16 protein-coding genes and 1 pseudogene are annotated in these 19,976 nt (G+C 76.4%); 7 read left to right on the top strand and 10 right to left on the bottom strand.

Annotation, left to right across the window (positions count from 1 at the left end; translation table 11 throughout):
* Positions 1 to 8 precede the first annotated feature (8 nt).
* The 5 genes from ABD993_RS19250 to ABD993_RS19270 form a co-directional block, all read right to left on the bottom strand.
* Complete coding sequence (locus ABD993_RS19250; RefSeq protein WP_425569054.1) at positions 9 to 374, bottom strand: hypothetical protein; 366 nt, start codon at positions 372 to 374, stop codon at positions 9 to 11.
* Positions 375 to 621: 247 nt separating this feature from the next.
* On the bottom strand, positions 622 to 1,029 hold the full coding sequence (locus tag ABD993_RS19255) for an FAD-dependent oxidoreductase (RefSeq protein WP_345420094.1): 408 nt from the start codon (positions 1,027 to 1,029) through the stop codon (positions 622 to 624).
* A gap of 1 nt (position 1,030) precedes the next feature.
* On the bottom strand, positions 1,031 to 1,603 hold the full coding sequence (locus tag ABD993_RS19260) for a hypothetical protein (RefSeq protein ID WP_345420096.1): 573 nt from the start codon (positions 1,601 to 1,603) through the stop codon (positions 1,031 to 1,033).
* Positions 1,604 to 1,846: 243 nt separating this feature from the next.
* Positions 1,847 to 2,545: a DUF6777 domain-containing protein gene (locus ABD993_RS19265; protein WP_345420099.1), complete on the bottom strand. Its 699-nt coding sequence runs from the start codon at positions 2,543 to 2,545 to the stop codon at positions 1,847 to 1,849.
* Positions 2,546 to 2,641: 96 nt separating this feature from the next.
* Positions 2,642 to 2,833, bottom strand: coding sequence for a hypothetical protein (locus tag ABD993_RS19270; RefSeq protein WP_345420102.1), 192 nt, complete (start codon positions 2,831 to 2,833; stop codon positions 2,642 to 2,644).
* A 243-nt stretch (positions 2,834 to 3,076) separates the two neighbouring features.
* On the opposite strand from ABD993_RS19270, the gene ABD993_RS19275 reads away from it, so the two are divergent.
* The 6 genes and pseudogenes from ABD993_RS19275 to ABD993_RS19300 form a co-directional block, all read left to right on the top strand.
* The gene (locus tag ABD993_RS19275) at positions 3,077 to 5,035 is read left to right on the top strand and encodes a glycosyltransferase (RefSeq protein WP_345420105.1); all 1,959 of its coding nucleotides are present in this window, start codon (positions 3,077 to 3,079) and stop codon (positions 5,033 to 5,035) included.
* A 32-nt stretch (positions 5,036 to 5,067) separates the two neighbouring features.
* Complete coding sequence (locus ABD993_RS19280) at positions 5,068 to 6,582, top strand: oligosaccharide flippase family protein (protein ID WP_345420108.1); 1,515 nt, start codon at positions 5,068 to 5,070, stop codon at positions 6,580 to 6,582.
* On the top strand, positions 6,579 to 8,897 hold the full coding sequence (locus ABD993_RS19285) for an ArnT family glycosyltransferase (protein WP_345420111.1): 2,319 nt from the start codon (positions 6,579 to 6,581) through the stop codon (positions 8,895 to 8,897). Before ABD993_RS19280 ends, ABD993_RS19285 begins: the two co-directional genes overlap by 4 nt.
* Positions 8,894 to 9,514: a hypothetical protein gene (locus ABD993_RS19290; RefSeq protein WP_345420114.1), complete on the top strand. Its 621-nt coding sequence runs from the start codon at positions 8,894 to 8,896 to the stop codon at positions 9,512 to 9,514. Before ABD993_RS19285 ends, ABD993_RS19290 begins: the two co-directional genes overlap by 4 nt.
* A gap of 6 nt (positions 9,515 to 9,520) precedes the next feature.
* The gene (locus ABD993_RS19295) at positions 9,521 to 10,681 is read left to right on the top strand and encodes a GNAT family N-acetyltransferase (protein ID WP_345420117.1); all 1,161 of its coding nucleotides are present in this window, start codon (positions 9,521 to 9,523) and stop codon (positions 10,679 to 10,681) included.
* A gap of 380 nt (positions 10,682 to 11,061) precedes the next feature.
* A pseudogene (locus ABD993_RS19300) lies at positions 11,062 to 11,676 on the top strand (glycosyltransferase family 4 protein); the annotation flags it as partial.
* Between the two features lie 95 nt (positions 11,677 to 11,771).
* Here the strand turns inward: ABD993_RS19300 and ABD993_RS19305 are convergent.
* A complete protein-coding gene (locus tag ABD993_RS19305; RefSeq protein WP_345420120.1) occupies positions 11,772 to 12,938 on the bottom strand; it encodes a GNAT family N-acetyltransferase in 1,167 nt (388 codons plus the stop codon).
* Between the two features lie 62 nt (positions 12,939 to 13,000).
* On the opposite strand from ABD993_RS19305, the gene ABD993_RS19310 reads away from it, so the two are divergent.
* The gene (locus ABD993_RS19310) at positions 13,001 to 14,248 is read left to right on the top strand and encodes a hypothetical protein (protein WP_345420123.1); all 1,248 of its coding nucleotides are present in this window, start codon (positions 13,001 to 13,003) and stop codon (positions 14,246 to 14,248) included.
* Between the two features lie 23 nt (positions 14,249 to 14,271).
* On the opposite strand, the gene ABD993_RS19315 is transcribed toward ABD993_RS19310, so the two are convergent.
* The 4 genes from ABD993_RS19315 to ABD993_RS19330 form a co-directional block, all read right to left on the bottom strand.
* The gene (locus ABD993_RS19315) at positions 14,272 to 15,057 is read right to left on the bottom strand and encodes a PIG-L family deacetylase (RefSeq protein ID WP_345420126.1); all 786 of its coding nucleotides are present in this window, start codon (positions 15,055 to 15,057) and stop codon (positions 14,272 to 14,274) included.
* 5 nt (positions 15,058 to 15,062) lie between these two features.
* Positions 15,063 to 16,721: an Hsp70 family protein gene (locus ABD993_RS19320; RefSeq protein ID WP_345420130.1), complete on the bottom strand. Its 1,659-nt coding sequence runs from the start codon at positions 16,719 to 16,721 to the stop codon at positions 15,063 to 15,065.
* Between the two features lie 188 nt (positions 16,722 to 16,909).
* On the bottom strand, positions 16,910 to 17,137 hold the full coding sequence (locus tag ABD993_RS19325) for a hypothetical protein (RefSeq protein ID WP_345420133.1): 228 nt from the start codon (positions 17,135 to 17,137) through the stop codon (positions 16,910 to 16,912).
* A gap of 158 nt (positions 17,138 to 17,295) precedes the next feature.
* A complete protein-coding gene (locus ABD993_RS19330; protein ID WP_345420136.1) occupies positions 17,296 to 19,908 on the bottom strand; it encodes an Hsp70 family protein in 2,613 nt (870 codons plus the stop codon).
* Between the last annotated feature and the right edge of the window lie 68 nt (positions 19,909 to 19,976).

Genomic DNA, 19,976 nt, shown 5'->3' on the forward strand with positions numbered 1-19,976 from the left:
GCCCGTCCTCAGGCGGCGGCCTGCTCGGTCGTGGCTGTGGCCTCATACGTCTCGAGCAACCGCAGCCACACCTCGCTCATCGTGGGGAACGCGGGGACGGCGTGGCGGAGGCGCTCGATCGGGACCTCGGCGGCGACGGCGATGGTCGTGGCGTGGACGAGCTCGGCGACGTCCGGGCCGACGAAGGTGACCCCGACCAGGACGTGCCGGTCCTCGTCGACGACCATCCGAGCCTGCCCGCGGTAGTCCTCGGTGTGCAGGACCGATCCGGCGACGGCGCCGAGATCGTGGTCGACGACCCGGATGTGCAGGCCGTGCGCGGTCGCGGCGGCGGCGGTGAGGCCGACCGAGACGACCTCGGGCTCGGTGAACACGACCCGCGCGCTCGTCGGCGGTGACGGCGTGCCGGCCCCAGGGGCGGTCGTCGACAGCGGTGCCGCCGGCCCTGGCGACGATGATGTCGCCCACGGCACGGGCCTGGTACTTGCCCTGGTGGGTGACCAACGCGCGCCGGTTGGCGTCTCCCGCGGCGTAGAGCCTGCCGCCGCCGACCGGGCTCCGGTCCCGTCGCGGGCGAGCACGGTGACCGTGCTGCCCAGGGCTGCGAACGCCGTCGCCATCTCACTCGCGACGGCATCCCGCTCCACCGCGGCCACGGCCGCCTCGCGGGCCCCCGGGTCGTCGAGGTGACGGCGGAGGCCCTGCGCTCTCCAACCAGGCGACCTGGCCGTCGTCCTTCCAGTGGGAGGCGAACTCGTCACGCCGGTTCAGGACGGCGGCCACATCGAGCCCACCGGTGACCGCCTCGCGGGCGCCGGGCAGTCGGCGGGCCGCCCGCAGGGCGGTGCTGCTGCGCAGGAGTGCCTTGGTGGGCATGCAGGCCCAGCAGGAGCACTCGCCGCCGACGAGCTCGCGTTCGACGATCGCCGCGGTCAGACCTCCGTGGACGACCCGGTCGGCGACGTTCTCTCCGACGGGACCCGCGCCGATCACGACGACGTCGATGGTGAGGGATTCGGGGGTGGTCATGTCAGTGCTCCGCGGGGGTGGTGGTCGGGGCACCGCGGTTCAGGCGCAGCGCGGAGAGCAGGAAGAAGAGGCCGCCGAGCGTGGCGTAACCGGCGATGCCGACCAGCGAGGGCGTGGCACCGCCCGACATCAGGACGAACCCGGCGCCGGCGAGCACGGAGATGGCGCCGCTGAGGATCATCGGCCACTGGCCGCCCAGGGCGCGGCGGGTGATCGCGACGGCGAGCTGGATGAGGCCGGCGACGATGGCCCACACCCCCCACACGCGCAGTACCGAGGGGATGTCCGAGGCCGCGGCGATGCCCAGTCCGACCGCCGCGAGCAGGCTGGTCGCGATGTTCAGGTACATCCCGACGGGGGCCGAGCTCGACCGCGAGGCGCGCATGTCGACGATGGCGCCGGCGACGTCGAACGCGGGGTAGAGCACGACGAGCGCGACGCCGACGGCGCCGAGCCCGCCCCCGGTCAGGACCAGCACCGCGGCCCAGACGATCGCGAACCCGAAGCGGACGAAGTACAGCCGCCGCAACGCCGGGGCGAACCCGGTGGCCGCGGGGGAGAGGGCAGTGGTCATGGATTTCTCCTGAGTAGATAGAGAGAACGTTCTGTCTCGTACACTGCCGGGATCGATCCGCGGAGTCAAGACTGAACGTTCTTTCTTTCTCGGGACGTGGCTCCGGCACGCGAGGTCGGGGAGGACCGGGTCCCGCACGACTTCGGGACCGCCGACGTCCGGGGGCACCACCACGCGGACCGGAACCCGTTCGCAGGCCCGAACCCGTGAGCCGCGCGGACCGCGTCGGCGCACCCCTCGGGGTCAGCTCGTCGGGACCTGGACGGGGTCGCCCGCGACGAGGTCGAGGACGGTCAGGGTGCGGAGGGGTGTGTCTGCCGGGACGACCGTGACGACGCCGACCGGTTGGTAGAAGGGCCACGGCTCGCCGTCGACCCCACCCGTCCGCTGCGGCGGCGCACCCGGGGTCAGCGGGCTCCCCCCGGTGCATCGCACCCGCGGCTCGCCGCGGGCGTCGACCAGCACCGCCGTCCCGGCCTGCAGGACGACCGGCACGGCGACGTCGGTGCCGTCGGCGAACCCGTGCTCGTCGACGGCGAGGTCGGCGCGCAGCAGCACCGGGACCAGGCCGGTCGGGTCGGGCAGGCCGAGGGTCGCGCTCCAGGCGCGTCCCCGGTCGGGGGCGGCGGCGAGGGCCGCGGCCAGCGCGGGGACATCGCACGGCGGCGCCGACCCCGCGCGGGCGTAGAGGGCGGGGTCGTTCCCGGCCGTGGCCCCGCCGGTGCGCGCGGGCGGGATCGTGCCGGGCCGGTCGGCCCCGGCCGTCGCCGCGTAGGGGGAGAGCACCGGGATCCCGATGCCCTCGAGCCGCACGGCGGGTGGCGGCTCCGCCGTGGTGAGCCCGGCCCAGGCCGCGGCCCCGGCGAGCAGGAGCGCGACCGCCGCGCCGAGAAGGACCCACCGCGACCCCGCGGAGCGGCGCCGTTCCTCGCGGACGGTCATCGGGAACCTCGCAGAGTCGACGCTCGGGGACGCCCGGGAGCGTGGCACGCCCGGACCCCGCCCGGCGAGGGGGCTGACCCCCGATCCGCCGGATGCTCAGCCCAGCTCGCGCTCGTGGCGCTCGCCGCCGAGGTCCGGTGGCACCGCGAAGAGCACCGGCTCCCAGCGCAGCCGCCTGCTCCACCAGCGCCGCCGGACCGCGACCCACCGGGAGCGGCACACACAGGTGAAGTGGTCGCCCGCGGCCTCGGCTCGGGGCAGGGCGCAGCGGTGCGGGTCCTGCGTCACGATCCCCACCTCCTCGCCGCCACGGCCCGTCCGGAAGACCCAGTGTCGGCCATTCGGCCCGCATCGGGGGAAGCGGGTGCGCGATACCCCGGGCCGGTGGGGGACAGCCCTACCCGGACCCCGGGGGACCGCTCCGCCCGTGCGGGGGCGGACTCCATCGTCCGCACGGGCCCCGCACAGCACTCTTTCCGGAGACGAGGACGACCCCCGACCAGGGGTCTCCGCCGAGGAGGGACCGCCGCCATGCCGAACCGGGGCACCAGCACCGACACCCGCAGCGCCGTCTCCGCCGTGCCCGGGGTCGCCCCCGTGGTCTCCGTCGTCGTCCCGACGTTCAACGAGGCGGGCAACGTCCCCGCGCTGTTCGACGGCCTGGCCGCGGCGCTCGCCGACCGGGTCGCCGAGGTCATCGTGGTCGACGACAGCAGCGACGACACCCCCGACGTCGTCCGCGCCCGCGCCGCGGGCCTGCCCTTCCCGGTCACCCTGATCCACCGGCCACGGCCGGTGGGCGGCCTGGGCGGGGCGGTCGTCGAGGGCCTGCGCGTCGCCAGGGCCCCGTGGGCCGTCGTCATGGACGCCGACCTGCAGCACCCTCCGGCGCTGGTGCCCGAGCTGCTCGCGGCGGCCGGTGAGGACACCGAGGTCGTGGTGGCCACCCGGTACGCCGACGGCGGCGACGGTGCGGGCCTCGGCTCGACCTACCGCCACCTGGTCTCCCGCGGCTCGAAGGCCCTCGCCGCCGCGCTGCTCCGCGGGCCCGTCGGCGCGATGAGCGACCCGTTGTCCGGCTTCTTCGCCGTCCGCACCGCCGCCCTCGACCTCGACGCCGTCGACCCGATCGGCTACAAGATCCTGCTCGAGCTGGTCGTGCGCTCCGGCCTGACCCGGATCGCCGAGGTCGGTTTCACCTTCGGCACCCGGCATGCGGGTGAGTCGAAGTCCACGGTCCGCGAGGGCCTGCGCTTCCTGAAGCACCTCGCCGTGCTGCGGGCGGGCACCATCACGCCCGTCGGCAGGCTGCAGCCCGCGCGCTCGGTCCCGCGCCGCCGCCCCGGTGTCGCCGAGCTCGACGCCCACCGGGCGGGCGACCCCCGGCTCGACGTCCTGCTGATCACCTCCGAGGCGCCGCCGATCGTCTCCGGCATCTCCCGCTGCGTCGACCGGCTGACCGAGGGCCTGCGGGACCGCGGCCACCGGGTGGACGTGCTCAGCTCCGTCCAGATCCCCCGGCTCTGCCTGGGCGAGTACCGGTTCTCCGGGCTCGCCGCGCACTGGCGGCGCGTCTCGGCGATGCTCGCCGACTACGACGTCGTCAACCTGCACGGCCCGGTCCCGACGATGAGCGACGTCGTCCTGCTGCTGGCGGGCGCGCGCACGGGCACCCCGATCGTCTACACCCACCACTCCGCCCTGGCCGTCCGCGGCGCCGAGACCCTGTCGGCCGTCTACAACCGGCTGCACCGAGTGCTGTCCGGGCGCGCCGACACGATCCTCACCACCTCGCAGTACTACGCGGACTCGGAGCGCAGGCCGGGCGGCCCGCCCGTGCAGGTCGTCTCGTGGGGCGTCGACGTCCGGCCGGAGGCCCTCAAGCACACCGACGGCCCGCTGCGGATCCTGTTCGTCGGCCAGATGCGCCCGTACAAGGGCGTGGAGTGGCTGATCCCGGCGGTCGCCGGCGTACCCGGCCTGGAACTCACTCTTGTGGGTGATGGCGCCCACCGAGGAGACTACGAGCGCCTGGCGAACGGTGCCCCGAACGTCCGGTTCCTCGGCCGTGTCACGGACGAGGTGCTGCACGGCGAGTACGACCGGAACGACGTCGTGGTTCTCCCCTCAGTGACGATGGCGGAGGCGTTCGGGCTCGTGACCCTCGAAGGCATGGCGGCCGGGTGCGTCCCGGTGGTGTCGGACCTCCCCGGGGTCCGCGACCTGGTCGAGGGCGTCGGCACGGTGGTCCCCACTCGGGACACCGGGGCGCTGCGCGCCGCGTTCGCCGAGCTGGCGGCGGACCGCGCCGCGCTGCGCTCCCGCGGCCGCCGGGCCCGGGCGAGGGCCGAGGGCCTGAGCTGGTCCTCCTGCGTCGAGCGCTACGAGGCCGCGATGCTCGAGACCGTCGCCCGCCGCGGCCGCCCGCTGCGCCGCGCGGCGAGCCGCCCGGTCGTCGACGGCACCGCCCGCACGGTGCGGGCGGTCTGAGCGCCATGTCGGGTCCGATGTCGGCGTCGCGGATGTCGACCGAGCGGGGCGCCGCGGGCGGGAGCGTCGTGCTCCTCGCCGGGATCGTGGTCACCGCCGTCCTGAACTACGGCCTCGGGGTCGCCCTGGCCTGGCTGCTCCCGCCCGCCGAGTTCGGCGGCGTCGGGATGCTGCTGAACCTGCTCCTGCTGGCGACCTCCGTCCTCGCGGCGGGCTTCCCCTGGGCGCTGGCCCGGGCGGTGGCCCGCCGCGACCACGGACCGGCCGAGCGCGCGGCGGCCGACGAGGCCTTCCGCGCGGCCCTGGCGGGCAACGTCGCGCTCGGGGGCGTCCTCGCCCTCGCCTTCGCGGCGGTCCAGCTGACGACCGGGGCGATCCTGCCCGGTGTCGGCGCGCTCGCCACGGTGCTCGCCGCGGCGACGATCGTGCTGCTCGCCCTCGGCTCGGTGCTGCTGGGCGCGCTGCAGGGCAACCGTCGGTTCGACGCCGTCGGTGCCACCCGGGTGCTGGAGATCGTGATCAAGGTGGTGCTGGCTCTCGGCCTGGTCGTGCTGCTCGGGATCGGGGTGTCCGGGGTGGCCGTCGCGCTGTTCGTCGCCGCCGCCGCCTCGGCCGCCTTCGCCTGGTGGTCGCTGCGCGGGCGGCGCCCGGGCCGCGGCCGGGTGGCCGGGCTGAAGGCCTTCGCCTCCGCCGTGCCGATGGCCGTCGGGACGACCGGTTTCGGCCTGATGGGCACGCTGGACGTCCTGCTGCTCGGGGCGATGGGCGCGGACTACGGCGTGACCGTCGCGACGGTCGGCATCTACCAGGCCGCCGCGATCCTCGCCCGCGCACCGTTCTTCGTCGGCTCGGCCCTGTCCGACGCCGTCTTCCCCTTCGTCGCGGGCGCCCGGGACCGGGCCGCGGCGCACGCGAGCCTGATGACGGCGCTGCGCTGGGTGCCGCTCGCCCTCGTCCCGCTGCAGCTCGTCCTCCTGGTCACCCCTGCCTCGGTGCTCGACCTCGTCCTGCCCGCCGGCTACGGCGGGGCCGCCGCGGTGGCGCGGGTCATCACCCTCGGCACCCTCGGCCTGCTGGTGGCGGACATGCTGCTCAAGGCGCTGTTCGCCCGCGGCTTCGCAGGCGCGGTCGCGGTGCGGGTGCCGATCGCGGTCGCCGTGCAGCTCGCCGCCCTGGTGGTGCTCGTGCCCCGGCTCGGCGCGGTCGGCGCGGCCTGGGCCTTCGCCGCAGGCACGTGGACGACGGCGCTGCTGCTCGGCGTGGAGTACCGCCGCCGGTTCCGGCCTGCGGCGGTGCGCCCGACGACCGTGGGGCGCTGGCTCGTCGCGGTGGCCCCGCTCGTCGCGGTGCTCGCGGTCGCCGAGGCCGTGCCCGCACCGTTCGACCTGGTCGCCGCGGTGGGCGGGCTGGTGGCGTACGCGGTCGTGGCCGTGCTGACCGGGCTGGTCGCGCCCGCCGATCTCGCCGTGGTCCGGGCGCGGGTCCCGGGGCTGCGCCGGGCATCCGCCGCGGACCCCGCGCCTGCCATCGCGGGCGGCGCGGGATGACGGATCTGCGGAGGGGCGAGTATCCCGCCCCCACCCCCGCGTCCGCCGCCCCGGCGCGGGCGCCCGGCCGCCCCCGCCGGGGCGGCGCGCGGCCCGAGCTCCTCGTGGTGCTCGGCGGCGGGGTGCTCGCCGCCGTCGCGTTGCTGTGGAACATCCGGTCGAGCCCCGACACCCAGTACGACGAGGTCGTCTACACCGAGGCCGCCCGCCAGGTCGCCCAGGGCTGGAACCTGACCTGGACGAACAGCCCGATGTTCGTCCACCCCCCGCTCTCCTTCCTCGCCCAGGCCGGCTGGCTGCGCCTGCTCGGCATGGGGGAGGCGCCGCTCGCCGACGCGATCCTCGCCGCGCGGGTGCTGACCGCGGTCGTCGCCGTGTTCGCGATCCTGCTGCTGGGGCTGCTCGCCGCGTACCTGATGCCCGCCGCGGGCCGGCGCCGCGGGCTCGTGCTCGTCGGGCTGGTCATGGTCGTCGCGGCGACCGACCCGGTGCTGCTGCGCTACGGCAGGCTCGCGCTGATCGAACCGATCGCACTGCTCGCGGGGATGCTCACGCTCTGCATGGCCATCCGGCTGCGCGACGCCCGCCCGCTCGTCTACGTGACCGTCGTCGGGCTGGCCACGGGTCTCACGCTGCTGACCAAGGAGGTCACCACGTTCCTGCTGTTCACCCCGGTCGTCCACGCCCTGCTCGGCCGCGACCGGCGCCGGGTCGCCACGACCGCCGGGGCGTTCGCGTGGGGCGTCGGGCTGTGGCTGCTGTTCCCGCTGTGGTCGCTCGCGCTCGGCCAGACCTCCGACTTCGTCGACGTCAAGTTCGCCACCTTCCAGCGGCTGCTCGGCCTGCTGCAGATCACCGGCTGGAACCGGCCCGGGGCGTCCTTCGTCTCCGCCGTCGCCGAGCAGCTCGGCCAGTACGCGAGCTCCTACCTGTTCCTCGCGGGCGGAGCCCTCGCTCTCGGCTGGCTGCTCACCCGGGCGGTCACCGGGGCCCCGCGGTGGCTGCTGGCCTGGCTGCTCACCAGCTACGCCTTCGCCGCGTACATGGTGCTGCTCGGCACCCTCAACGAGCAGTTCTTCGTCTACGTCCTGCCCGCGGCGATCGTCGGCACCGTCCTCGCCGCCGACGCCGCCCTGGTCCGTCTCGGTGGCCCCGGCGTGGTCACCGGGCTCGCCGCGGCGTTGGCCGTCCTGACGCTGTCGGCGGGCGGCTGGGTCCGCTACCACGCCACCGACAACGACGGCGTCTTCCGGGTCGCGGACCTGGTCAGCGAGTCGTTCCCGCCGTGCGCGACGCTGGCCACCACCGGCGACCCGGACAAGCTCAGCTACCTGCTGCCCGGCAACACCGTGACGATGTTCGCGACGGCGGAGGGCGCCGAGGCCCACGGTGTCCACCTGTTCGTGCTCAGCGACAAGGACATCGCCGCCGGCTACGGCACCGCGACCCCGGAGCTGGTGGCCTCCGTCCGCGGGCGGGGCGAGCTGCTCGGCCGGTTCGAGTCCGCGACCTTCCGCGGTCTCGAGGTCTGGCGGACCCCGGTCGACCCCTACGCCCCCCTCGCCGACACCGAGACCGTCGCAGGCACGACGTTCGTGCTCACGGGCGGGGACCGCTGCGGCGGGTTCGACATCGCCGAGCCCTTCGCCGGGGGGTGGGCGGCGCTGGGTGGGAAGGCGGTGGTCGGCGCCCCGGTGACCGGGACGTGGACCGGTCCCGACCTCACCTACCAGGCGTTCACCGGGGCCGTCCTCACGGCGGCCGCGGACGGGCGGGTGTCGGCCCTCCCGGTCGTGTCGACGGTGGCCGCGAACGAGGCCGCGGCCTGGAGGGCCGCCGGGTTGCCGCCGGTCACCGCCCCCATCGGCCAGGACCCGTCGGACGGCCAGGTCCTCGCCGCGCTCACCGACCCGGGGATCGCCGCCGCCTACCTCCAGGCGCCCCCGGGCACCGCCGACGCCGTGCCTGCCGCGCGCGAGCGGCTCGGCCCCCCGGTCGGCCCGCCGACGGAGATCGACGGGACGGTCCGCCAGGCCTTCGCGGGCGGCGTGCTGGAGCACACCCCGGCGGGCGTCCGGCTGGCCCCGTTGTCCCGGCTGCTGATCGAGGCCGGCGTCGTCCGGCCGGTGGCGGCGGCAGGCACGCCGCTCGCGGCGCCGCCGCTGAGCCCGGACCTGGTGCGCCCGCTGCCCACCTCCGTCCAGCCGTTCGTCACCGCCCTGCTCGCGGGCCTCGCCCTCTACACCGCGCTGCCGGTGATCGCGGTCGAGGGCACCCGGCTGGTCCGCGGGCGCCGACCCCGGGAGCGCCGATGACCACCGACTCGCCCCGGCCCGCGCTGGGCACCCTCCGCGCCCTGCCCGGCAGGCGCATCGCCGTGCGTGCCGCCGTGCTGCTCGCCCTGCTGGTCGCCGCGGTCGCGGTCCGCGAGACCGGGATCCTGCACGCGGACCGGGGCGGGCTGCCCGCCCTGCCCGCCGCGGCCGCCGTCGTGCCGGGGGTGTACCGCTCGGGGGCGCCCACCGAGGCCGAGCTCGCGCTGATGCGGGACACCTTCCGCACCCGCGGGCTGGTCGCCGTCGGGCGGCCCGCCGCGGACGAGCAGGCGGCGGCACCCGCACTCGGGATCCGGCTGCTCCGGATCGACGTCCCCGACGGCGGCGCGCCGACCGCGGCGCAGCTCGGGCAGGTGCGCGATCTGCTCCGCGAGGTCCGGGCCGACGGCTCCTCCGTTCTGCTGCACGACGCGACGGGCACCGGACCCGTCGTCGTCACGGCCGCGGCGGTCCAGCTGCTGGACGGTCGCGCGCTCGAGGAGGTGACCGCCACCCCCGGCCTGAGCGACGCGGACCGCCGGGTCCTCACCGACATCGCGGAGGCCCTCGCGGGCCGGGCCGCACCCACCGATCCCTACTCGTCCCTCACGAGGTGATCCCGCATGAACGCTCCACATCCCGCCGTCGTGTCGCCGGTGCCGCGCGCGGTCTGGCGCGAGGTCTTCGAGGCCGATCCCGACGCCGTCGCCACCCAGGCCCCCGAGTGGGCGGACTGCCTGGCGGACCGCGGCTACACCGACGCGGGCAGGCTCTACACGCTGCCCGACGGGCGGCGGCTGGTCCTGCCGCTGGTCGCCCGCGGGCGGGCGGGTCTCGCGGTGTCCGAGGAGTCCTGGCCCTACGGCTGGGGCTACGGCGGCCTGTTGTCCGACGGCGGAGCCCCCACCCGGGAGGACTGCGCCCTGGTGCTGGCCGACCTCGCCCGGCGGCCCGCGCTCCTGCGGGCGGTCACGCCGATGCCGCTGCGCGGGGCCGCCTGGCTCGCGGCCGCGCCGCCGGGGGCCCGGACGGTGCCGTACACGGCGCAGGTGGTGGACCTCGACGGCGGGTTCGACGCCGTCTGGAACCGCTACCGCAGGCAGGCCCGGAACTCGGTGCGCAAGGCCGAGCGGTTCGAGCTCGACGTCCGCCGCGAGGACGGGTCCACCGCCGACCCGCGCGGGCCCGCGGTCTTCCGCGAGCTCTACGCCGCGTCCGTGGACCGGTGGGCCGCCCAGCGCGGCCAGCCGCTCGCCCTCGCGCGGATGCTGGCGGCCCGCCGGGACCGGCCGGGCCAGGTGGCGCTCGCCGCCCGGGCGCTCGGGGCGCGCTGTGTCGTGTGGTCCGTGCTGCGTGCGGGGGAGCCGGTCGCGGCCAACGTCGTGCTCCAGCACGGCGCGCACGCCATCGGCTGGCTCTGCGCGATGCAGGCCGACCTGGCGCGCGAGACGCTCGCGACCTACCTGCTGCACTCCGTCGCGATCGCCGACGCCTGCGCCGCGGGCGTGCGGTGGTTCCACATGGGCGAGTCGGACAGCGGCTCCGGCGGCGAGCACTTCAAGCGCTACTTCGGCGCGTCCCCCGTCGAGTACGCCGCCGTCCGGCTGGAACGGCTGCCGCTGTCCGCCGCCGAGCGGCGGGCCCGGGCCGCCTACGCCGCCCTGTCCGCGGGCACGGGACGGCTGCGGGCGCGCCGGTCGTCCCCGCGGGCCGTCGAGGTGGTCCCGGATCGACGCGAGTCCGGTCCGGCCGCGGACTCCCGGCCTCGGGCGGGACGGCCATGACCCGCCGCGTCGTGCTGTCGATCTACGACGACGCGGGCAACCCCCGGTACGGCGGGGGCGGCGCGCTGGTCGTGGCCCGGGTCGCCGCGCGGCTGGCCGCCGAGGGGTACGCCGTGACCGTCTACAGCGGCTCCTACCGCGGCAGCCGGTCCGGGCGCCGGGGAGCGGTCGAGTACCGGTTCCTGCCGGTGGGCTGGGCGGGGCCGCGCGCGGGCCAGGTGCTGTTCCAGCTGCTCCTGCCGCTGGTCCTGCTGGTCCGCCGTCCCGGCCTCTGGATGGAGAGCCTCACCCCGCCCGCCTCGGTGAGCCCCCTGCCCCTCGCCGCCCGGCTCGCGGGCAGGCCCGTGGTCGGCATCGTGCAGATGCTCTGCGGCGCGGACATGCGGCACCGCTACGGGCTGCCCTTCGACGTCGTCGAGCGGTACGGGTTGCGGCTGTACCGCCACCTCGTCGTGCTCAACGAGGTCGACGCGCGCGTCGTCGGGGAGGCGGCCGCGCACAGCACCGTCACGGTGATCCCCAACGGGATCCCGACCCCCGGGTGGGACGGCGCGCCCGGAACCGGGCCGGTGCTGTTCCTCGGCCGGATCGACGTGCGGCAGAAGGGGCTCGACCTGCTGGTGGCGGCGCTGCCCGCCGGGATCGAGCTGGTGGTCGCCGGGAGCGGGACACCCGCCGAGGAGCAGCGGCTGCGCGCGGCGGTGGCGGGCAGTCCCGGGGTGCGGGTCGTCGGGCGGGTCGACGGCGCCGCGAAGGAGGAGCTGCTGCGGTCCTGCGCCTTCATGGTCGTGCCGTCGCGCTACGAGACCTTCTGCCTCTCCGCGCTCGAGGCGATGGCGCACGGCAGGCCGGTGGTGCACTTCGCCCTCGACCGGCTCGGGTGGATCGGACCGCAGGCCGGTGTCGCGGTGCCCGCCTTCGACGTGGTCGCGCTCCGGGAGGCGATCGAGCGGCTCGCGGGCGACGCGGATCTGCGGACCCGGATGGGCCGCGCCGCGCGGGAGCGGAGCCTGGACTTCGACGAGGAGACGGTGGGGCGCCGCTATGCGGCACTCGTCCGCGGCCTCCTGGACGAGACGTCGGTGCCCCCTCAGCGCCGCAGGCGGTTGCGCACGGCGGAGAGCCGGTCCCGGGTGCCCTCGGTCAACCGCTCCACCACGGCGGCGCGCAGCAGGCCCGCGCCCGCTACGGCGGCCCGCTGGGCGGGCCCGGCCACCCGGCTCGGGAAGATCTGGAGCCGCACCTGTTCGCGCGTCCCGTCGGCCAGGTCCGCCTTGTACGCCTCGTTCTCCCCGAGCAGGTCGAGCTCGGTGGTCCCCGGGTCGGCGAAGGCGTAGTCGATCAGATGCTGGGTGAACACCACACCGGGGCCGAGCTTGGCCAGCGAGTCGTCCATGCCGAGCTTGAGGAAGAACAGCACGCCACCCTGCTGCAGGCAGTAGCCGAACGCGATCGGGCGGCCGTCCAGCCGCAGGAAGGCCAGCCGGAGGATGCCCGCCCCGGCGGCCCAGCGGGCCCCGGTCGTGTAGAGGTCGACCGCGGCGGGGCTCGACAGGATCGCGGAACCGGCCGCCCGCTTCCACTCGCGCGCCTCGAGCCGGAACCCGTCGGCGAGCAGCGGCTCGAGGTCGTCGTCGCCCCGGCCGTCGTGCACGGTCAGGGTGACCTCCCCGGCCTCGCGCATCCGGTTCTGCAACCGGCGCAGGCCGTGTCGGCGGTTCTTGGACAGCCCCTTCCGGAAGGCCACCGGGTCCCCGCTGACGTCGATGTAGGGGGACCGACGCAGCGGCCGCACGAGCACTGCGGCCCCGGCGCGGCGGGCGGCATCCGGCAGGGCGGCGGTGTGCGGGTCCTCTCCGGGCAGCGCGTCGAGACGGATCGCCGGGGTGCGCAGGGCGACCAGCCGGTCACCCAGCTCGGCGGCGGCCTCGGAGTCCGCGGCGATCGGAGCGAAGAGGGCGGTCTCACCGTTGGTCGGCGAGCGCAGCCCGAACGGGGAGGTGAGCAGGGGGAGCGCGGCGACCAGGTCCCCGCCCCGCTCGACCGTGAGCAGCCGCAGCGCCCCCGCCCGGCCGAACGCCCGGGCCCAGGCCGCGGTCCAGCCCGGGCGGAGGAAGGGCGCGGCGTCGCAGGCGAGGGCCAGCGCGTCCCACCGTTCGAGGAGCGGGGCGTCGAGCGTGCGCAGCACGATGGGCGCCTCCTTCGCACGACGGGCAGGACGGCGCACCGCCCCGCCGGTCCGGACGACGGTACTCACAGCGCTGTCCCGAGGCCAGGGCGACCAGGTGAACGGACGTACACAGTGGACCATTCGGAGGCGTGGTGAGTCGGGGGGCGGGGCTCGTCGCGGCGGTGCTGGTCGCGGCGGTCGTGGTGGTGGCGGGCTGCGGCACGGCGGCCGCCCCGGGCCCCGGACCGTCCGCGCCGTCCGCGCCCGGTGGGCGACCGGTGTTCGGCACGCTCGTGTCCGAGCCCGACCGGTCGGCCGAGGAGGCCCGCGCCGGGGTCGGCGCGGCGATGGTGGAGCTGTCCTGGGCCGAGGCCGAACCGGCGGACGACCGCTTCGACGCCGCCTACCTGCGCCGGATCCGCGCCGACCTCGACGCGCTGCGCGCCACCGGGCGCTCGGTGACCCTCGGCCTCGGGCTGCACGACACCCCCCGCTGGGTCCTCGACCTGCCCGGCGGCCGCTACGTCGCGGAGGACGGCGCGGTGTCGACGCAGGCCGACCTGGTGTTCAACCAGCGGTCCCGCGACAAGGCGGAGGAGTACCTCGCCCAGGTCGCGGCCGTGCTCGGGCCGCGGAACGTCGACGCCGTGCGGCTCACCGCGGGCGGATCGGCGGAGGTGCTGTACCCGGGCGGCGGGCGGTACTGGGCCTTCGGCCCGAACGCGCAGGGTGGGCCCGGGCGGCCCGCGTCCCTCCCGCCGAACCCGCTGCCCGGGTGGCGGCCCGGGGACCCGGGTCCCGGCCCGGACGCCGTGCGGTCCTGGGCGGACTGGTACGTCGGGGCGCTGGTCGACGTCGTCGAGTGGCAGACGGGCGTGATGCGGAGCCTCGGGTTCGCGGGGCCCTTCGAGGTGCTGACCCCCGGTGTCGGGGTGCTGCCCGCGGACTACGACGCCGCCGTCGCCGCCGGGCTCCCACCGGGGCTCCTGGGCACGGGGGCCGCCTGGGAGCGGTTCTACGCCGGCCTCGCGGGAGACGACGACCTGGTCGCCTACGTCAGCTCGGTCGCCGACGGCTCCGGCGGGGACGGCGGCTGCGCGCCCGGCGACGACCGCGTCCCCGTCGACGACCCGTCCGTCGCCACCTGGTCCTCCACCCGGTGGATCACCCGGCTCGCCGTCGAGAACGGTCTCCCGGTGGCGGGGGAGAACCCGGGGTGGGGACAGTCCGAGGCGCTCGACCGGGCGTACGTCGAGCAGTCGGACACGGGGATGCTCGCGCGGGCGGTCGAGCAGGCCCGCAGCTGCGGGTTCACCGCCTTCTACTGGGCGCACGACGCCCAGCTGTGGGACGGCACGATGCCCTTCGCCGAGTACGCCGCCCGCATCGCGGCCTAGGTCACCTCGGCCGGTCCGCGGCTTCAGTAGGTCTCGGCCCAGTAGGTCTCGGCGCGGGCGGGGATGGTGCCGCCGGGGAACAGCGCGTCGGCCTGGGTCCGGTAGCCGCGGATGGCCGCGGCCTTGGTCGAGGGGTCGCCGGGCCCGGTCCAGGGGCGGCGGTGGGCGACGACCGCGGGATCGGCCGTGCCGCCGCGCTCGTCGTACGGGAAGTCCGAGTACAGGACGGTCGGGACGGCGAGCCCCTCGGCGATCCGCCTGCTCAGCAGGTGGTCGACGTGCCTGCCGATGCCGACCGGCGCGAACACCGCACCCGCCCCCAGGGCGGCGGCGAGGCCGGCGACCTCGGACCGCAGCCCGTCGAGCAGGCGCCGGTCGCCGCGGGAGACCCGGCCGCGGGCGATGTCGAACCGGTAGGTCGGGTAGCGGTGGACGAGCTCCGGGAGCGCCCGGCCGAGTCGGCCGAGCCCCCGCGACCGCCGCCGGAAGAGCGCGTCGGTGGCGCCGAGGTGCACCGGGACCGCGCCGAGCTCCGCCACCACCGCGCGGTCCTCGGCCCGCCGCTGCGCGAAGAGGCTCTCGGCGTCGGGCGCGCCGCACTGGCGCAGGAAGGATCGCGCGGCGCGGGTGTGCGGCGGGGGAGAGGCCTCGGTGAACACCGTGGCGACCGTGAGCGGGCAGCGGCCGGCCAGCTCTGCCATCAGGACGCCGCAGGAGAGCACCGCGTCGTCGAGGTGGGCGGAGAGGAACAGAACGGGGGACCGGCGCTCCACGACGTCCGCGAGCGGCGCGGGCCAGGCCCCCGGCACGGCGCTCAGCCGGGCCCACCGGAGCTGAGCGCCGCGACTGCGGCGGGCGGTGCCGGTGCGCCGGGTTCCGGGCCGAGGCTCGCGTCGCGGACCCGGTTGAGCACCACGAACACCAGCACCAGCACGGCCGCGACGACGGCGAGCACCGCGACCGCCACCGCGACGCCGCGCCCCATGGAGGACCGCACGGGCCAGTCGTGGTCGTGATCGGGGCGGGCGTCGTCGGGCTTGCGGGAGGGCGGAACGGGGGGGTGCTCGGGCTCGGGGCGCGGGGTGGGCGCAGCGAGCGGCGGAGACGGAGCCCGCGGGGACGGGACCGGGGGGTGCGGGTCGGGTCGATGCAGCTCGAGGACGTGCGGATCGGGTGAGTGCGGCTCGGGGGCGGGGGACCCGGGATGGCGGGTCCCGGCGGGAGAGGCGCCCGGGGGAGATGGGGCGGCGGACGGGCCCGTCCGCGGCGGGCTCGGGGGTGGGGTCGCGGGGAGCGGGGGCGCCGCCGCCCGCGCCCGGCCGCTCGCCGCGGGCGCCGCTCCCGGTCCGGGGTCCGGTCCGCCGGACTCCCCGGGATAGCCCGGGTGCGCGGGCCCTGCGATGAGCGCCGACCGCGCCGCCCCGAGCACCGCGGCCGGCTCGGTCAGCACCTCCACCGGCGGCACCCGCCCCCCGCCCGCCTCGGCGAGGAGCGCCTCGCGCACCATCCGGGCCACCATCGGGATGCGCGCCGACCCGCCCGCGAGCACCACCGCCGTGAGGTCGCCGACGGGGACCCGCGCCCCCCGCAGGGCCCGGACCAGCGCGCCGATGCTCGACTCGACCGGCCCCCGGAGCATCACCTCCAGCTCGGCCCGCGTGACGGTCAGGTCCAGGTGGGCGCCGGGCAGGTAGACCGGCAGGTCCACCGCGGTGTCGACGCTGAGGGCCTCCTTGGCGAGCGTGCACTCCTCGCGCAGCCGGGCGACCGCGACCGCGGAGGCGGGGTCCGTCGCGTCGAGCGCGCCGACCGCCCCGCCGGAGCGGTAGTCGACGTACCGCAGCAGCGCGTCGTCGAGGTCCACGCCGCCGAGCTCCTCGATGCCCTCCCCGAGGCCCACCGGCTCCATCCCCCGCGGCACCCTGCGCAGGACGGCGGCGTCGAAGGTGCCCCCGCCCAGGTCGTACACGGCCACGAGGGCCCCGGGCGGGAGTTGCCGCGCCTCGGCGTAGTGCGCGGCGACCGCCTCGGGCTCGCCGACGAACACGGGCGCGGCGATCCCCGCCCTGCGCGCGACGTCCTCGAGCAGGCCCAGCCGCGTCGGTCCCCAGTTCGCGGGGCGGGTCAGGGCGATCCGGACGGGCGCGGCACCGCGCGCCCGCGTCACCTCGGCGACGACGTCGCGCAGCAGCGCGGCCATCAGGTCCGAGATGGCGAAGGGCAGCCCGGCGATCATGACCGGCGTCGGCTCGCCGAGCCGCCTGCGCAGGTGCAGGACGGTGCGGGCCGGTGCGCTGGTGGCACGGCGGGCGGCGGCCTCGCCGGTGAGCAGGGTGCCGTCCTCCGCCAGGTGGACGACGGCGGGCACCGTGGCGGACCGGTCCCCGAGCAGGGCCGTCTCGGGTCCGCCGGGAAGACCGACCGCGGCGGAGACCGAGGTCGTCCCGAGCTCGACCGCGAGACCGTAACGCACCGCCACCTCCAGGGCCGCCGGTCGCGGCGGGATGGTAGCCGGTGTCGGGGCCGGCGCGACAGGTCGGCAAGCCGCCGCAGGCGGCGGGCGGCCCCGTCCTCCTCGTCCTGGTCGCACGCGGCGTCCGGCCGCGCGGCCTGCGACACCGGGCGCGGTTCGAGCGGCTGCGCTGCACCGGCCGAGGTCCGTCATGCCGCGAGCACCGCCCGTCCGGACTCGGTCAGGGACACGGCGGCGTCGGCTGCGCCGGCGATGAGGCCGGAGAGCCGCCCGACGGCGAAGGGATCGGCGAGGAACAGCCCGTCGACGACGAGGGCGGACCGGCCGGAGAGGCGGACCCGTCCCGCATCCACGGCGCGCAGCACAGCGCGGTCACGGCAGGTGAGGTCGCCGGTCAGGGCGGGTGTGGTGAGCATCGCGGGTCTCCTTCCGGGCGCCGGATCCGTTCCGGTGTCGGCCTCTCGTCGAGGTGGGAGGAGCATCCCGCCCGCGGGACGCCCGCAGCGATGGCGCTGTCCCCCCGGCCTGCGGAGCGGGCCCGACTTCTCGGGTAGGGCCCACCCCCCGGGTCGGCTCAGCCCGTCAGGTTCACCTCGGTGAGGGTGCCGCCGTTCAGGTTGGTGACGTAGGCCCGGCTCCCGTCCGGCAGGACCGCGAGGCTGGTCGGGGCGTCGCCGGTGGGCAGGGTGGCGGTGACCGCCCAGGTCTCGGTGTTGATGACGGTCAGGCTGTCGCCGTCGACCGCGGTGACGTAGAGGAAGCGGCCGTCCCGCGCCCAGGCGAGGTCCTGCGGCTTCTTCCCGACCGGGACCGTCGCGACCACCTTCCGGGAGTCCGTGTCGATCACCGTGACCGAGTCGCTGTCGTAGTTGACGTTCGCGACGAGCGGGCGGTTCGGCGACACCTCCACGCTGTGCGGGCTGACCTGCACCCCGACCTCTCCGATCACCGACTCGGTCGCGGTGTCGATGATCGTGATCAGGCCGGACTCGTGGTTGGCGGTGTAGGCGCGGGTCCCGTCCGGGGAGAACCCGACCCAGTGCGGGTTCTTCGCCACCGGGATGTCCCGGACCGGCGAGCTGGTCGCGGTGTCGATCACGCTCACCGTTCCCGAGTCGTGGTTGGGCACGTAGAGCCGCGTCCCGTCGGGGGTCACCGCCAGGGCGAACGGCCGGGTCCCGACCGGGATCGTCGAGAGGATCGAGTTCGTGGAGGTGTCGAGGACGCCCACGACGTTGACGGTCCTGGCGTCGTTGAAGATCGATACGTACACCCGCTTGCCGTCGGGGGCGAACGCCAGGTACTGCGGGGGTCCGGCCTGCACCGGGATGGTGGCGATCACGGTGTCGACCGAGGTGTCGAGCACGGTGACCACCCCGGCGTTCCGGTTCGCGACGTACGCCAGCCGACCGTTCGGCGAGATCGCGATGTAGCCCGGGGTCGTACCGGCGGGGATCGTCTTGCCGAGTGAGGGGATCGGCACACTGGTGGCGACCGTGGGGGGACTCGCTGCGGCCGCGGGCGGCGCCGCCTCCACCGGGGGGACGACCGCGGCGGGGCCCACGGCCGGGCCCGCCGGTGCGGAGAGCCTGTCGTAGGCGAACCACCCGGCCACGCCGAGGACCACCACGAGGACGGCCGCCATCGCGATCACGACCGGACCCCTGCGGCGCCGCCCGTCCCGGGGCGGGACGGCGCCGGGGCCCCCGGGTCCGCCGGGGCCGCTGGGTCCGTCGGGAGGCCCCGAGTGCCAGGTCACGGTCGGCTGCGGAGCGCGGTTCCGCCGTGGCGCCCACTCCCGGGGCACGCGGTCCTGGACCGGCAGGTCCGGGCCGGGTCCCCGGGGCGTCCGGGCCCGCGGGACGCCGGCCTCGGGCGCGGGCGTGACCGGATGCGCGGCGACGGCGTCCGGTTCGGCCGGAGCGGGCCGTGGTCGTGGCGGGCCGGGGCGGACCTCCTCGGGTGCCGTGCCGACCTGCGCCGCGGCGGCCTGCTGCGCCGTGCCGACCTCCGCCGCGGCGACCTGCTGGGCCGGGAGGAGCGTGGTCGCAGGCTCGGGCGTCTGCTCCACGACCAGGGGCGGCGCCTGCTCGGGCACGATCGTGACCGGCGGTGCGGCCACCCCGGACCGGTGGACCGCGAGCGCGGCCGCCCCGAGCGCGACGGCGTACTTGGGGTGCGTGTCGACCGCCGTCGGGCGGCCCAGCGCCTCGCCGACCATCGTGGCCACCAGCGGGATCCGCGAGGACCCGCCCACCAGGAGCACGGCACTGAGGTCCTCGGGCACGACGTCGGCCGAGCGCAGCGTACGCAGCAGCGCGCCGATCGTGGACTCGACGGGCGCCCGGATCATGCCCTCGAACTCGGCCCGGGTGAGCCTGACGTCGAAGTGCCGGTTCGGCAGGAAGACCGGGATCGTCGTCTCGCTGTCGACCGAGAGCGCCTCCTTGGCCAGCACGCAGTCCTGCCGCAGCCGGGCGAGGGCGACGCTGGTCTGCGGGTGGCTCATGTCCAGCTCGGACAACGCCCCGCCCGAGGCGTAGTTGACGTGGGCGAGGATCGCCTCGTCGAAGTCCACGCCGCCCAGGCGCTCGATCCCCTCCGGCGTGCCGAGGATCTCGATGTCGTCGGTCCGCCTGCGCAGCACGGTGGCGTCGAACGTGCCGCCGCCGAGGTCGTACACGGCGACCGTCTCGCCGATCTCGAGCTGCCGGGTCGCGGCGTAGTGCGCCGCCGCCGCCTCGGGCTCGGTCACCATCCGCGGGGTCGCGAGTCCCGCGATCTGCGGCACCTCGTCGAACAGCTCGCGCCGGAACGGGCCCCAGTTGGCGGGGTGGGTGAGCACGAGGGAGTCCGGCGCGGCGCCCTGCGTCGCGGACACCCGCGCCACGACGTCGGAGAGCAGGTTCGCGAGCAGGGCGGTCACCGCGTGCGGGGCGCCGCCGAGCATCACCGGGGTCGGGTCGCCGAGCCTGCGCTTGAACTCGCGGCCCACCCGGTCGGGGTTGCTCACCGCCCGTCTGCCCGCCGCGTCCCCCGTGACGACCGTCCCGTCCTCCCGGACGTAGACCACCGCCGGGGTGACGACGCTGCGGTCGCCGAGGGTGAACATCTCCACCCGCGAGGCGTGGGCCACCGCGGCTGCGACGAAGGTGGTGCCGAGGTCGACACCAAGGCTGTAGGACACGTGCGCCTCCCCGGTGGGCGGGGTCGGACAGGACCCGCGTTCGAGCGCGCTGTTGCGAGTGTACGAGC

The organism is Pseudonocardia xishanensis (assembly GCF_039541715.1).
Lineage (GTDB): Bacteria > Actinomycetota > Actinomycetes > Mycobacteriales > Pseudonocardiaceae > Pseudonocardia > Pseudonocardia xishanensis.